18 protein-coding genes are annotated in these 14,750 nt (G+C 35.4%); 12 read left to right on the top strand and 6 right to left on the bottom strand.

All coding sequences use genetic code 11. The features are described from left to right. Positions 1-132: 132 nt before the first annotated feature. The 3 genes from MHI40_RS18135 to MHI40_RS18125 all read right to left on the bottom strand — a co-directional run bounded on the left by MHI40_RS18135 (position 133) and on the right by MHI40_RS18125 (position 2,105). On the bottom strand, positions 133-912 hold the full coding sequence (locus tag MHI40_RS18135) for an ABC transporter substrate-binding protein (RefSeq protein ID WP_093537387.1): 780 nt from the start codon (positions 910-912) through the stop codon (positions 133-135). A gap of 146 nt (positions 913-1,058) precedes the next feature. Beyond that, entirely contained in the window at positions 1,059-1,442 is a 384-nt protein-coding gene (locus tag MHI40_RS18130) for a potassium channel family protein (protein ID WP_340763952.1), read from the bottom strand. A gap of 117 nt (positions 1,443-1,559) precedes the next feature. Next, positions 1,560-2,105, bottom strand: coding sequence for a GNAT family N-acetyltransferase (locus tag MHI40_RS18125; protein ID WP_340763949.1), 546 nt, complete (start codon positions 2,103-2,105; stop codon positions 1,560-1,562). Positions 2,106-2,320: 215 nt separating this feature from the next. Between MHI40_RS18125 and MHI40_RS18120 the strand changes: the two genes are divergently transcribed. Beyond that, positions 2,321-2,869, top strand: a complete 549-nt coding sequence (locus MHI40_RS18120) for a histidine phosphatase family protein (RefSeq protein WP_340763947.1) — start codon at positions 2,321-2,323, stop codon at positions 2,867-2,869. Between the two features lie 41 nt (positions 2,870-2,910). Here the strand turns inward: MHI40_RS18120 and MHI40_RS18115 are convergent, their stop codons facing one another. Next, complete coding sequence (locus tag MHI40_RS18115) at positions 2,911-3,201, bottom strand: YiaA/YiaB family inner membrane protein (protein WP_340763945.1); 291 nt, start codon at positions 3,199-3,201, stop codon at positions 2,911-2,913. Between the two features lie 332 nt (positions 3,202-3,533). Here MHI40_RS18115 and MHI40_RS18110 point away from each other — a divergent pair, with 332 nt between their 5' ends. The 11 genes from MHI40_RS18110 (at position 3,534) to MHI40_RS18060 (ending at position 12,930) form a co-directional block, all read left to right on the top strand. Continuing rightward, on the top strand, positions 3,534-4,052 hold the full coding sequence (locus MHI40_RS18110; RefSeq protein WP_340763943.1) for a GNAT family N-acetyltransferase: 519 nt from the start codon (positions 3,534-3,536) through the stop codon (positions 4,050-4,052). 23 nt (positions 4,053-4,075) lie between these two features. Beyond that, positions 4,076-4,633, top strand: coding sequence for an isochorismatase family protein (locus MHI40_RS18105; protein ID WP_340763942.1), 558 nt, complete (start codon positions 4,076-4,078; stop codon positions 4,631-4,633). An 839-nt stretch (positions 4,634-5,472) separates the two neighbouring features. Next, positions 5,473-5,889, top strand: coding sequence for a hypothetical protein (locus MHI40_RS18100; RefSeq protein ID WP_340763940.1), 417 nt, complete (start codon positions 5,473-5,475; stop codon positions 5,887-5,889). Between the two features lie 45 nt (positions 5,890-5,934). Beyond that, positions 5,935-6,711: a hypothetical protein gene (locus MHI40_RS18095; RefSeq protein WP_340763939.1), complete on the top strand. Its 777-nt coding sequence runs from the start codon at positions 5,935-5,937 to the stop codon at positions 6,709-6,711. A gap of 67 nt (positions 6,712-6,778) precedes the next feature. Further along, positions 6,779-7,750: a hypothetical protein gene (locus tag MHI40_RS18090; protein ID WP_340763937.1), complete on the top strand. Its 972-nt coding sequence runs from the start codon at positions 6,779-6,781 to the stop codon at positions 7,748-7,750. A 478-nt stretch (positions 7,751-8,228) separates the two neighbouring features. Next, the gene (locus tag MHI40_RS18085; protein ID WP_340764588.1) at positions 8,229-8,648 is read left to right on the top strand and encodes a DUF2243 domain-containing protein; all 420 of its coding nucleotides are present in this window, start codon (positions 8,229-8,231) and stop codon (positions 8,646-8,648) included. 6 nt (positions 8,649-8,654) lie between these two features. Next, complete coding sequence (locus MHI40_RS18080; protein ID WP_340763935.1) at positions 8,655-9,590, top strand: cytochrome c oxidase assembly protein; 936 nt, start codon at positions 8,655-8,657, stop codon at positions 9,588-9,590. Positions 9,591-9,621: 31 nt separating this feature from the next. Beyond that, positions 9,622-10,086 carry a YndM family protein gene (locus MHI40_RS18075; RefSeq protein ID WP_340763933.1) on the top strand — a complete coding sequence of 155 codons (465 nt, stop codon included), beginning with the start codon at positions 9,622-9,624 and terminating at the stop codon, positions 10,084-10,086. Positions 10,087-10,139: 53 nt separating this feature from the next. Further along, the gene (locus tag MHI40_RS18070; RefSeq protein WP_340763931.1) at positions 10,140-10,352 is read left to right on the top strand and encodes a hypothetical protein; all 213 of its coding nucleotides are present in this window, start codon (positions 10,140-10,142) and stop codon (positions 10,350-10,352) included. 121 nt (positions 10,353-10,473) lie between these two features. After that, positions 10,474-11,919, top strand: coding sequence for a hypothetical protein (locus MHI40_RS18065; protein ID WP_340763929.1), 1,446 nt, complete (start codon positions 10,474-10,476; stop codon positions 11,917-11,919). A gap of 108 nt (positions 11,920-12,027) precedes the next feature. Then, positions 12,028-12,930 (top strand): DMT family transporter, encoded by a 903-nt coding sequence (locus MHI40_RS18060; RefSeq protein ID WP_093537402.1) that lies wholly within the window; start codon positions 12,028-12,030, stop codon positions 12,928-12,930. 66 nt (positions 12,931-12,996) lie between these two features. Here MHI40_RS18060 and MHI40_RS18055 read toward each other — a convergent pair whose 3' ends face one another. After that, positions 12,997-13,962: a polysaccharide biosynthesis protein gene (locus MHI40_RS18055; protein ID WP_340764586.1), complete on the bottom strand. Its 966-nt coding sequence runs from the start codon at positions 13,960-13,962 to the stop codon at positions 12,997-12,999. Positions 13,963-14,014: 52 nt separating this feature from the next. After that, a complete protein-coding gene (locus MHI40_RS18050; protein ID WP_340763928.1) occupies positions 14,015-14,638 on the bottom strand; it encodes a DUF1796 family putative cysteine peptidase in 624 nt (207 codons plus the stop codon). Positions 14,639-14,750: the final 112 nt, after the last annotated feature.

Here is a 14,750-nt window from a genome sequence, read left to right as displayed (position 1 = left end):
TATTTTTCTCCCAACTGTTTTAAGAGTTCTATTATTTTTTCATTTTGTTCGATTGTTTTTTTTAGACTAACTTCAATTGCCAGGCAAGTAATAACTATTATAATGCCGCAAATTATTATTATAAACTCCAATTCACATGTCCCTTTCTAATTCTGCTAAATACTCCCCAGCCACCAGCATTCTGGAGCCATACCAAAACATCTCACCATCCACTAATATTATTTCTGTATGGGGAAGAAATGATTGGAACTCAGTTAAATGTTTCTGTTGAAATGGAAATGGTTCTGAAGCTAGGAAAAGTTTATCAAGTTGAGCATTAGCTAACTGCTCTTTTGTGACAACAGGATATCTAGAGCCTTCGTTAGTAAAAGGATTTTGATAGCCCATTTGATGTAGCACGTCATTTATATAAGTGTTGCCACCAACGACCATATAAGGTTTCCGCCAAATAACATATGCGGCTTTACCATTGCCTTTACCTACTACGGATTGAAACGATTTTTGGCAGGAAGTTAAAAGGAAGTTTGCAGTCTCTGTAGTCTTTGTAGCTTCACCAAGTGTAGTGATGAGCCTATATGCATCCAGTATAGATTTTACCTCTAGCACGAAAACTGGTGCTATTTTTTCAAGTTCCAATACCATTTCTTTCGTGTTTTCCTCTTTTTCAGCAAATATAAGATCGGGCTGAAGCGCTTTAACTTTTTCAAAGTCAACTTCTTTTGTTCCTCCTACAATTGGGACTTGGTCAACTGTCCCTTTAGGAAAGATACAATATTTAGTGCGACCAATTACTTCTTTTTCTAAGCCTAGAGAGAAAAGTGTTTCTGTAATGGCGGGGCATATAGAAATAATGCGTTTAGGTGAATGAGGAAGAATCACATTTCTACCGAGGTGATCTATAACTTCATGCATCTTAATGGTCCTCCTTTAATTATTCAGCTAAGTAATAAGTTCGTGGTAAGAGAAGAGTTCTCCTTTACGTTTTAATAAATTAAAACAATTAAAAGAAAAAAACCAAGGAGCTCCATTGAACGTCCTTGGTTTTGATACTCATATAGTTATTTTTTCTTCCTATACTCATTAAGCTTCTTTTTACCCTCTGTTTTTCTTTCTTCTAATGCTTTTGTATTAATCATTGTTTTTCCCAAAGTAAGTAGTGTGATAAACATGACCCCTGTACCTACAACCAAGTATAGCATGGTGAATATTTTACCTAAATTGGTTACAGGTGTTAAGTTTGTATTTACACCAGTTGGGATTAGACTTACAACACAGAAGTATATGGCATCTACGACACCCCAACCTTCTTTATTTGTATAGAAGAGTGTGCCAGAAAGAATGATCAGAAATAACGTGGTAAAGAGAGATAAGAACATCGGAGTTTTAAAAGCCTTCACTAAAGCTTCAATAAATCTTTTAACGGTTAAAATAAAGGACAACATACTGATTCCACCTACATATTAGATTGTTATTTAAGTAGTATATCAATAAATGTCCCACTCTACTTAGAAAAAGTGTGTAGATTCTTTACTAGATTGCTCTGTCTGACACAATTTAGATTAATTGTTGGCTGCTGAGTTATCCCATTCTTCTCGTAAAATCCCCATTCGAATGGAATCATAGTAATATCCATCATAGTACCGTACTTTTCGAATGCGGGCCTCCATTGTCATGCCTAGTTTTTCGCCGACTCGAATCATTCGCTCGTTACCTGACCAAGTGGTATAACCAACTCGAACAAGTGGTAGTGTAGTGAATAGATGATTCATCCAAAGTCTGAAAGCACGTGTTCCTAGTCCTTTCCCCCAATTACTGGCTTCATGAAGTCCAATGCCCATCTCCAACCATTTTGAAGGTTCATGCTCCCAGTAGTAAGAAACAATTCCTCTTAATATTCCATCTACTTCTATCCCCCAAAAGTCGTCTCTATTTATATATGAATCAGCTTTCTCCATGAATTTGTCATACGGTACCGATTTATATTCATAATAGGGGGCATCCCATTTTTTCCACTCTGGCGTTTCGTCCTTGCACATTAGTTCCCAAAGTCTCGTTAAATCTTCACGCTTAATAGGTCTAATAACTAGTTCATTGTCTTGGTACAAAATTATTCCTCTTTTCATCCTGTAATAGTGTATAGGTTTTTTGGGTTGGAAAGAGAAAGTGTAATACTTTACTTCTCAATCACCTGTATAACGTTTTTCATCTTAATCACTCCTCAATAGTTAGTTAAATTAAGTATATATAATAATTCTGAAAATTTATATATTTAACAGGAATAAAAGGAGAAATAGCGAATTTAATGTAGAGGGGTGATTAAATGGTAGGAAAGCAAATTTATTTAATCAGACATTGTGAGGCGACGGGGCAAGAGCCATCTGCGGAGTTAACGAATGAAGGGAAAGGAAAAGCCATACAGTTAGTTCCATTGTTAGAGAAATTACAGATCGATTATATTATTTCAAGTCCCTACAAAAGAACAATCCAAACTATTGAACCGTTTTCCGAAAGCAATAAAATTCCTGTCGTTATAGATGAAAATTTACAAGAACGCAGGTTGAGTGCAGAACCTATGGAGGACTGGTTAGAACAACTAGAGAGAACGTTTATAGAAAGAGATTTAATATTTTTAGGTGGGGAGTCTAGTAATCATGCACTTTCCCGTATACGAAAAGTATTAGAGGAGGTGTTTGAACACAAACAAAAGCATTGCGTAGGAATTGTTACTCACGGAAATATTTTGTCGCTACTCATTAATCACTATGATCCAACTTTTGGGTTTGCTCAGTGGCAACAGATGAAAAACCCAGATATTTTTTTATTGGAGCAAGTTAATGGCGTTATATACATAAATAAAATAGAACAATAAAAAAATCCTGTGTAAAAATAACGACAGGATTTAAACTTTTATTAAGACTCTTTAGAACTCGATGGGATTCGGTTGCTGCTCATTTGTCGTTCCTGTTCTTGCTCGGCAATGATGTCGTTGTCCTCAGCATTATCTCGAGTAACTTTTTGTGTAAGAATGGCTCCAACTGCAACCAAAATCATTACTGCGATATAATATCCTTTTTCATTAAGCTGCAGATTGTCTGCGTTATAAAGCCCGATGCAGAACATAACAACACCTGCAAATAACGTAAAGTAAGCAAGTACTGTAAATGCCATCGTATTACGCCTGCGATACCGTTTTTGATTCATGTCATACTCCCCTTTAGGTTCGTTCTAATAGTTATTGTATGAATTATATTCTATCAGAGATGAATGATAATATGAAATATTTAGAAGTATAAGATAATTATAGAAAAGTAGGTAGCTATGTTTTTTCATCCCCGAAAATGTTTTGTTATCTTATATTACTTATCTCACGTTTACTCGTTTCATGTAGTAAGCAAAATCCACTGATCACCGATGAGTTGAAGTAACCATCCAGTGTGTGGAATCAGATGAATCACTGTTTGATAATTGCAAATATTAACGGAGGGGTATTATATCCATGCAGATCTTCCAAATTTTTGTGACAAGTAAGCGCTATGATTCATAAATATGACGTGACTATTAGAATTATGAGAGAAAGCGACTTTCCTTATATGGCAAAATGGCTAAATGATGATTTGGTCATAGAGTATTATGGTCCGAGGCTGACATTAGAACAAATAATTGCAAAGTACGGTCCGAGAATTAATAAAGAGCATTACGTAATGCCTTGTATTGTGGAATATAAAGAAGAATCGGTAGGCTATATTCAATATTATAAAGTTCCTAAAGAGCAGTTAAAAATATACGGCTATCCATTGAAAGAACCTATCTATGGAATTGATCAATTTATCGGAAGATCTGATTTATGGGGTAAAGGGATAGGGACTCGGATGATTAGTGCTTTGTTAGAGTATTTAAATTCCAGACTAGGCATCAATACAGTGGTACTGGATGTCAAAAGCAATAACTTGCAAGCTATTAAGTGTTATCAAAAATGCGGGTTTCGAGTTGTGAAAGAATTAGAAGATAGTAGTCTTTTAATGGAATGGGAGCTTCATCCGTCCGGGAATTGAAAAAAATAAAAAGAGGTGTGGTTATGAAACAAGCATTATTAATCATCGATGCGCAACAGGAGTTAATAGAAGGAAATGACCAAGAGGTTAGTGTATTTCAAAAAGAAAAGATAATTGAAAATATCAATTTAGTAATAAAGAAAGCAACTGAATCAGACGCTTTGATCATTTTTGTAAGAGATACAGATGTGGCAGAAGGAAAAGGTGAAGGATTTCAAGTACACAGAGATATTAATCTACCAGCAGACTCGAAGACATTCGATAAAGCTGCAACGAACTCATTTTATGGAACTGGATTAAAGGAATATCTTGATGAACACGAGATTAAACACGTAGTAATTATGGGATGTCAGACTGAGCATTGTATCGATACAGCGGTACGTACTGCAACCGTTTCACAATTAGATGTTACATTAGTTGGAGATGGGCATTCAACAACTGGGTCATCTGTTCTTTCAGCGGAGCAGATTATTAATCACCACAATAAAATACTGCATGGACATTATAATGTAGATAACTTTTCAATGGTTAGAAATGCTGAAGAGGATTTGTTTCAGCCACAACATGATACGCATCGCTAGGAGTAAGTAAAAGTGTTTATGGCATTATTAATCAAATCGTATAACAATATAAAACTCCTCACCTCAAACTTGGTGAGGAGTTTTTTGACCTTAAGCAGTTAATGCTACAACTATAGCATTAAAGACTAGGTAGGAATGAGTACAAGCATAAACACAAATGAACTTAGTAAAGCACTCCACTTTACTCTAATCCATTTATATAGAAATCCTCGATAGAAAACCTCCGCAACATATCCAACACTACATTTGCTAATGAAGAACTAACAGATAAGTTATGGGATTTTCTTAAATCGCAAAAAGATTCGGAAGCGGTAAGTCTTTATCCGGTAAGTCAGAAAATACTTCAATTTATAGAAGAAGCATTGGCTGCAACGTAAGGAATCAATATATTTTATTTAGACATCACTAAAAGATGAATTCATCATAGAGGGATTTGATTATGAGGGAAGAAATGAATCTAATATAGGTAAAAAGAAATGCGTAAAATTAATCTTATGTATTTTTTTATTTGGTAATAAGTAATTGGACTGGTTTTTAGGGATATTTTGAAGAAGGGAGGAATCTTTTTGTAACTTTATACCCCTACAATAAGTCGCAACTGTAGAAGTTATGACTTTGTTTGTAGAAAAAGTAGAAGTTATGAAGAAGATGTTGTCCGCAAATTTAGCAAAAGTATAATTATGTTAATCTTCTGTCACTAACTAATCAGATGTGAAAAAGAAGTGAAGGAAAAATAAACTAAAGAACTAATGGGAGGTTATTATTTCAAATTATTTAGGTATAAAAATGTAGGTATATGGATATAATGGTTGAGGGCAGCGCGAAAGGGGTTGTAAACAATGAAAAAAGTTGTAGGAATTATTTTAGTGTTTTTTATTCTACTAGGATCCAGTACCATTTACGCTAGCGGCTTACCGCGAACCTCCCTTTCTAAATGGTATGATCAATCGTTCCAGAAGGAGAGTGAAGGAAAAGCTAGTTTAGCTAAAGTAGAAAAGACCTTTGATGGAGTAAATGCTTTCATATTGGAAACATTCGAAAGTTATCAATCTAGCATTCAAAAGGCAATTGAAAATCAGGTAAAAGAATCAAAGGTTGGTATCGAAGAGTATCAACAGGAAACTAAAAGCCAGTTGGACGAAATAGTTACCGAGCTCAAAGAAGAAGAAATCGATGAGTATATGAACAATGAAGCAATTGAAAAAGAAATTGATCAAGACATCGATGAAGTGTTAATTGAAGTTTTCGGTAAGTAGTAGGACTCATTCATAAAAAAACTATAATTCTAAGGGGATATTCATATGTTGAAAACAGTTAAAGGTAAAGTAATCGCAGGAACTGTAGCAGTAACACTATTAGCAGGAACTGGAGCGGCTTTTGGTTCATCATTAGATGCAGGACAAAAGTTAAAAGCTTGGTATGATGGAAAGTTTGGTCAATCTACAGGTGAAATGGTAAGTGATGTAGAAGCTGATGTAACTGGAAGAATTAATGGATTAGCGACTGAATATGAAGGCTTGAAAACCGCTGCTACAAATAGTATTAATCAAACAAAAGCGACTGAAAGTACTGCAAAATCATCTTCAATTGATGCAGAAGCACAAGCGCATATTGATTCAATTAATGCTAAAGAAGCACAAATTTCAGGATATATGGCAACGCAATTTGATATATTGTTAGGTACGGCTAATATACTTATCAATCAAGCGGGAACAACTGCTACAAATTATGCCAATACAGATTTAGAGAATCATACTGGAACAAAAGGAACTACTGCTCGTAATGAGTTAACTGAAGAATTAACTGCGGCAACAAAAACTGCTACAGATGAGTTATCTGCTGAAATTTTAGCTGCCAAAACAGCGTTACAAACTCAGTTAGACAATGAAAAATCCGCGACTACAGCAGAAATTAAAGCTGCAATCGATGCTAAAATTAATTCATTAAGAACTTCTATTACTAAGAAAAAAGATGACCTAGTGGTTGCTCAACAAGTTCTAATTACTGCAAAAGCAGTTGAACTAGAAGGATTAGCTATTGGTGAATTAGATACTATCGTGGGCAATATTGATAAATAATTTCTTTTACTACTAAATAAGGACCTCATTTTATGAGGTCCTTATTCTTCTAATAGGAGGTAAAAACATGTTAAGCAGAATGGAAAAGTATAAAAAAACTAGACGTATTAAAAAGATGCTCATAATAAGTGGAATATTAGTTTTAAGTATAGGTCTAGGTACTGGAATGAAATCAGCGTTGGCGGACGTAGATGTTCAACAGGTAATGGTGAACTGGTTCTCCAAAAAACAAGATGCCTCTATAAAAGAAATAGATCAAGCTATTGATAGTGAGAGAGACATTTTAATGGGACAATTGAAAGGGCAACTAAGTACGGAGATGCAATTAGCAGAAAAACAATTGGCTGAATTTACTGCAACTCAAAAACAAACACGTATTGCAGCTTTACAAGAATATGCTAATAACATAAAAGCAGGAATGACTATTGATAGTAGTGAGCAACAAGCTGCAGTTATGAAAAATATAGATATTATTTTAGAAAATGCAAAAGCACAATTAGATGGTCAAGCGGCGCAGTTAAAGTTAGTGACCGTTCCAATGCCCGTAACAGCACCTGTTCCTGCATCGGCTCCGGATCTAGTAGTGGTCCCTGAAACAACTCCTGCCCCTGCAGTAGAAACATCACCAACGCCAAAACCTGAGACAGAAGTGATTCCTGAAACAGAAAAAGCTCCTGAAAAAGAAGTTAAAGCCGCATCGTCGCCTGTGCAAAAAGAACCTGTTGTGTCTCCTCCTGTCGAGGTTGATATTTACGCTGTTACGGATTGGTTTGTTAAGCCGAACACTTCTAACGTACAAATAGAAGAACTGGCAGTTACAGATGACGTATTCTCTATTAATACCTCTTTCTCGGATATTCTGATGAACTCGCAAGCTCGAGGAATTTTGAATAGTATTTTACCGGGTCTAGAAAAACATCAGCACTTTCATCTAATACAATATAAAACAATCGAAGAGATGTCACGAGTTGCTCCAGTGCATTTTACTGAATCTGTTTTATATTTATTAAACCAAAAGTTAAGTGCAGTTAAAAAATAAAAAATACCAGGGAAATTAACAACTAACATTGTTGATTTCCCTGGTATTTATTTTTTAGAAGAGAATAAGTCTTATTTTTTTATACTGAGAGTAAAAATAATTGGTAGCTAGTAATTCTTGAAAACTTATACACATATTTAAAGGCAGGGTTTAAATTAACGATAATTTTTATGGACTAAAACACAACGGGATATACTTTGAAAGAGAGGCTCTTCCTAGGTTAGGCGAGCTATGTACAGATGGTAATAAATTTTTAAGTTGTCAGAAATTTCTGTGGATAACCTGTTAATAACAGCTTTATTCTTACAAAAATATCTCTGTTTCGCTTCACATTAGTCATGAATCATTGGTGAAAAGTTTAATTCCTTATGGAAAAGGAAAAGCTAGTCTAAAAAGGGGTTTTAAAATGACCAATTCAATAAGCGCTACCTCTGATTTTAAACAAAATCCGAACAAAAAAGCATATGCCAAACAGAATATGTGGACGGGCATTTTATTTGGACTTGGGATTGTGGCATTTATAGATGAAGTAGTTTTTCATCAACTTCTTCATTGGCACCATTTTTATGATAAATCTACTACGGATATTGGATTAGTGTCGGACGGTCTCTTTCATGCGTTTAGTTTTATAGCTACGATAGGAGCATCGTTTCTACTAGCAGACCTTCATAGGCGACATGCGTTTTGGTTAAAGAGATGGATTGGTGGAATTCTTTTAGGCGCAGGTGTATTTCAACTGTATGACGGTATTATTCAGCATAAATGGATGGGTTTACACCAGATTCGCTATGGCGTAGATATACTACCCTATGATTTGGTGTGGAATATTTTGGCTGCCTTAATGATTTTGATCGGAGCTATTTTAATACAACAGACAAATCATAAAAAGGAGGGCTGACTTTAGGTGCATACTCATGAACAGTATTCAGCTGCTACTCTCCAAATTTTTTTAGCAATTCCTTTTATCCTGTTATTTGTTATATATATATTGGCGGTAGTTCTGTCCAATCGAAAGAAAAAAACATGGCCAGGGTACCGTATGGTTGCTTGGAGCTTTGGTATATTATGTGCGCTTCTTTCGCTAGTTGGCCCCATCGCAGATTTATCGCACACAGATTTTTCTGCTCATATGATTGGGCATGTATTACTGGGGATGCTGGCACCACTTTTGTTGGTTTTAGGGGCTCCAGTGACGCTACTCCTCCGTACGATTAGTATCCCAACAGCAAGGAAACTAACTAAAATTTTACGTAGCCGTCCTCTACATCTTGTTCAGCATCCAGTTGTTGCTTCTATATTAAATATTGGTGGCTTGTGGGTGCTTTACACAACCGATTTATTTCTTATGATGCACGAAAATATGCTCCTATATGTAATTATTCATACACATATTTTCTTAGCTGGGTATGTATTTACAATTTCCATCATTTATGTGGATGTGACACCCTTTAGAAAAAGTTACTTATACCGGACTGTTATTTTTGTATTGGCTTTAGCGGGTCATTCCGTTCTTTCCAAATATATTTATGCGAATCCTCCAACGGGAGTGCCAATTGATCAAGCGGAATTAGGTAGCATGATTATGTACTATGGTGGGGACACTGTGGAGGTAGGGCTACTTATAATCTTGTTTTATCAATGGTACAAAAAAAGTCGACCTACATTCAATAATGGGAAGGAAGGGTTTGCTATAAGTAATAATAAAAAATTTACAGTTGCAGGGACAGACATTGAGGAAGTAAAGAGGTTAAATGCAAATGCGGGGATGAGTTATCGTGAAATAAATGAATGGTTTGCAAAGCAACAGTCTAAGGCCGATCCATTAACTAAAAAAAGGTAAAGCGTTTGGAAGGTGGGTTTAAATAGTGTATATGAAAGCATTATTAATGAAGTTTGTCATGATAACTGCGGTGCTATGGATTGTTTTAAGTCTTTTTTATGACGTTTCTTTTACAGATATACTCATTACTAGTGTGGTTCTAACAGCGGTAGGATATGTAGGAGATGTCTTTATATTACCTAGAATAGGAAATACTTGGGCGGGGATAAGTGACTTTGTCATTGCCTATGCCGTCATTTACTTGTTGGGATCATATTTTTATGAGCAACCAATTGCTCTAGGGACAGCTTCTTTTATATCTGCACTGTTGTTAATGATAGGAGAATTCTTGTTGCATCGATATATGGACACAAATATCTTTGAACCAAAGAAAGCTAATCCTGATGAGAAGGTTGGATACTATAATCGAACGAATCTCCAAACGGAGTTTGCTGAGGAGTTCGATACTGATTCGATAGCACAAGAAAAAAGCACTGATAAAAAGTTAAAAAAGTAAGTATATAATTCACTATTTGGACCAATCTAATACAGTCAGGGAGGTGAGCAGTCATGGGAAACAATAATAACCGAAATAACAATAACAACAATAATAACAACAACAATCGCAATAACAATAACCAAAACAATCCAGCTGAGTTCGGTGAAGATTTCAACTTTGACAATCTAAACGAGCAAAACCAAAACGAACAAAACAGAAACAACAACAATCAAAACCAACGTAACAATAACCGCAACAACAATAACAACAACAACAATCTTTAGTAATAATTAGTTAGCTAATACAGTTATTCCTAAAGTAAACTTTAGGAATGACTGTATTTTGGTTTATAGATGAATGTACGGTGGTAAAGAATAATAATGACAAACAAGGGAGAGAACTTAAATGGATAAAATAGAAATCCAACCCTTGAATATTACTGATGCATATATGACGTATTTTTTTCCGTTTTCTTTTCGAGAAAAAGAGCGGAAAGAGCTAATGGCACAACTTGAAAAGAATCATTACACTTTTTTTACTTTAGATAATGAAGAGCTACAAGATAAGTACTATGGAGAAAATATTAACATTTCAAATGAGGAATTGGATCAATTTTTTCTACCATTTATTGAAGATAAGCTCTTCCCTCCTTCGATTAAAAATAGGGGATTTTTGCGTTACTCCAAAGTAATTAAAGATTCATTTGTATACGAAGTACATGACCATACATTAAATTTTATCATTAATAGTATGGATATTGTCTTATGTCCATTCGGTATCGGTATAATTACGATCCGGGTAGCAATGGATCAAGAGCAGGAAACATTGACGAATTTATTGGATTGCATCGATCATTTTTGTGTGCTTGAACCCAAGCTTCCCAAGGATAAAGGTGCTAAAATCCACCATGATGGTAAAGTGTTCAATAATACAAATGAACTTGTTTTTGACTATATTTGTTTACCGTTAAAGCCGTATATCATCCATAATGACAAATTAGCGGGTTATTACGGGAGTCTTCCTTATTTTGAGGATGAGCGAATGCATACTTCTGTTTTCTTGATAGCGGATGATAAAACTGAAATAACAAAAGATCAGCTGTTCCGCTTGGCGCATTTAGATGGTAAGGATATAGACGGAAATGCATTTATCTCTAGTTCCAACCCAGAATATGTGAACCGCTATGTTGATGCGCGTATTCATGATCGTTGGGCACCGCATACATATACAATTTCTTCTGAACATACTCAGGTCACTATCTCTAACAAGAAAAAAGAACAGTTAAAACAAAGTGTTTCTCAATTTATGAGTGTGCATTATTATAATTTAATGTTGCATTACTATTATAAAATTATATTGTTAAAAGTTTCTTATGAACATAGTGAAGTCAGTTGGGCAAAGGATAAAAGATATGTAGAGGAGTTAATAGAACTCATATCAAAATTCTATTCACGCTATTATTTTGAAGAGGTTTCGGCTAGAACAGAAGGAAAAGAGCTTACCCAGAAGTTGCGGGAAGTATTTCGTTTACAAGATCTTTTTGATGAAGTAAGACAAACTGTAGATGATCTATATAAGGCTCAAAACAATCAAGCAAGCAAACGACGTAACTCATTGCTGTTTATGTTAACTATATTCACAGTAGTTTCGGGTATCTATGGGATGAATCTTGTTATTGAGGATTGGAAGGGAAAAACAGATTGGTCAAAGGTACCGGGATATTCCTTTTTTGAGTGGATATCACTTATTACAGCATTAACAGGAATTGGTCTTGCGATCGCTATAATAGGTTACACTACTTGTAAAGGTATTTATGATAGATACAGAAAGTGGAAAAGAGATAAGTCCTAAAACTTCTTATTGTAAAATGAGAAGTTTTTTGTATTTCTTATTTTAATTTTATCCAGTATATTAAGATTAGTTTATAAGCAAAGAAAATTAATAGAACGGGGTAAGTTAGTGAATCAAGCAAATGCATCCAAATCAATTGTATTACCATTAATCATTTCCATAATAGCAATCTCGTTTGCTGCTATTTTCGTCAAGTGGTCTCATGCGCCCGCAACTATATTAAGTATGTATCGCATGATTTTAGCAACCCTGCTATTACTGCCAGTTGTATGGATTAAAAGGGCAGAGTTTAAAAAACTTACAAACAGAGAATGGTTATTACTGTTTGTTGCAGGTATGTTCTTAGCTCTACATTTTGCTCTATGGTTTGGATCCTTAAAACTAACGACAGTCGCCAGCTCAACAATTATTCTGGCATTGCAGCCGATTATCGCGTTGGTTGGTGGTGTCATTTTGTTTAAAGAGAGAACTACGAAATCCGCACTTATGACCATGGGGATTGCTGTAATAGGAGCAGTGATGGTCGGATGGGGCGATTTTGGTCTAAGTAGAAATGCCATTCTTGGCGATATACTTTCTTTTCTAAGTGTGATTGCGGTTGTTGGATATTTATTGATCGGGCAAAAAGCAGTGAAAGTAGTTTCCCATTGGATTTATAGTTTCACTGTCTTTGGCTTTGCCGCTATTGCACTCATTGTCTATAACCTACTCGCAGGTGTTGCTATGGGAGGGTATGATTCAAGAGAGTGGGGAATTTTTGTGTTGTTAGCGGTAGTACCGACTATTTCTCATTTGATAAACAATTGGTTGATGAATTATGTAACAGCTACTACGATATCTATGAGTATTTTAGGAGAGCCGGTAGGAGCAACTATCCTTGCTGCTATTTTCCTAGGAGAACGATTAGTAGGCTGGCAAATTGTTGGTGGTATTCTAGTGCTAGTCGGTGTGTTTTTGTTTATCCTACAGCAGATGAAAAGGTATCCTAAAAGTGAAATACAAAAAAACTAGACAATTTAGGCGAGTCTAGTTTTTTGTTATTTACTATTTTAAAGGCAATTTGAAATGTACTTTTACTTACTTTAGAAAGCCTCCTTCTACTAATAGTTCTTTAATTTCTTGTTTTGTCATTAAATTTTGTTTTGTATCTACTAGAATAGAAGGTATAGAAGAAGTTTTGCTGGTAGAGTTCACAGGGGTAATTTTTATCAGATCCTTGTTAAATACGGTGGCCATTGGTATTTCGTTTTCTGCTACTAATACTTCATGAGTCTTTTCTCCGACTCGAGCACCGGTTTCAATGATATGAACATTTTTTTTGTTGTAATACTCGATGAGAACTTCTGCCAAGTCGAGTATATTACAAGCATTCATATGCATGACAAAAATTTCTCCTCCATTTCCCAACTCTGTAGCTTGAAGTAGCGTTTTAATCGCTTGTTTTGGTGTGACAAAATAACGTGTCATCTTTTTATCGGTTATCCGGATTTTGTTTTCTTCTTCTAGTTGTCTGATGAAAATTGGTAGTACGCTGCCGCTGCTTCCAAGCACATTCCCTCCTCGAATGCATAAGAACCTAGTGTGCGAACCTAATTCGTTTGCACCAAGAATCAGCTTTTCCCCAAGTGCTTTTGTCATTCCGTACGTATTAGCTGGATCTGCAGCTTTATCAGTAGAAATATAAATTACTTTTTTGACTTGGTTCTTAATGGAAGCTTCAATTACATTCTGCGTTCCGACTATATTTGTTTTAATAGCTTCTAAAGGATTTTCCTCACATACGGGGACATGTTTTAGTGCGGCTAAGTGAAAGACATAATCTACACCAGCACATACGGAAGATAGAGCGTTTTCGTCTCGTATATCCCCTATACTAAACTGTAATCTTGTATCTTCAAAGTTCTGGCGCATCATGACTTGTCTATTTTCGTTTCTTGAAAAAATAATAACTTTCCTAGGGTCAAGAAGAAGAAGTTGTGTGACTAGTTCAATTCCCCATGAGCCTGTCCCCCCGGTTATCAATATTGTTGCATTGGTAAACACCATTTTTCCTCCCTAATAATTGTTTGATTTTAGAGACGTTTTGTACATTAAGCTACGTACGCAAACGAATCCCGCTTAACACCTCTTCCCATAAGTCGTGATTTCCTTCCCATTTATCTTTATTAGGAAACTCAATCGAACAAACTTTTTCTAAAGGCCAACTTTTTTCTACAATTCCTTGTACATATGTGTGATTGATAAGTAGGATACTGAAGTCGTGTTTTACTATTCTGGAAAGCACGTCTTGTAAAACAGCTGCATCCTCGAGTGTACCTTCTGTTCGAACGAATAATATTCTTTTAGCATTTTCCATTTCTGAAAGAAAGCGTTGAATTCTTCGTTCATACTTCTCCATTACTTCTGCATAGCCGCCTAAATAAGTTAGTGTATTTTTTTCTCCATCAAAATCATGATTGGAAACAAAATTATAGCCATCATCTGAAACGCATATAAAATCATCGGCGTAACCGATCACACGTAGATTATCATATTCAAGGAAGCCTATAAAACGATTTTCTAATAGTTCATTTACCATAGATAGCTCAGGACTAGCCATCCAATCTAGTACGCCTGAGTATGGTCTCAAGTTGTGTTTTTTCAATTGTATAGATGCTAAGCAAAGGTCCCCAAGGCTAAATATGGCATCATATTCTCCTTTAAGTTGACTTAAATTCAATTATTTCACCTCCTTCATTCTCTAGCGTCAAGGCGTACATGCACCTTATTAATAGTTAATGCTAGAGAATGAAATAGAGCAGGGGCGAGTTTCCTATAAGTAGAAAATAATT

The sequence above is a fragment of the Psychrobacillus sp. FSL H8-0510 genome (genome assembly GCF_038008345.1).
GTDB lineage: Bacteria > Bacillota > Bacilli > Bacillales_A > Planococcaceae > Psychrobacillus > Psychrobacillus psychrotolerans.
The sequence above is the reverse complement of the archived record's forward strand: the minus strand, read 5'-3'. Positions and strand labels throughout refer to the sequence as shown.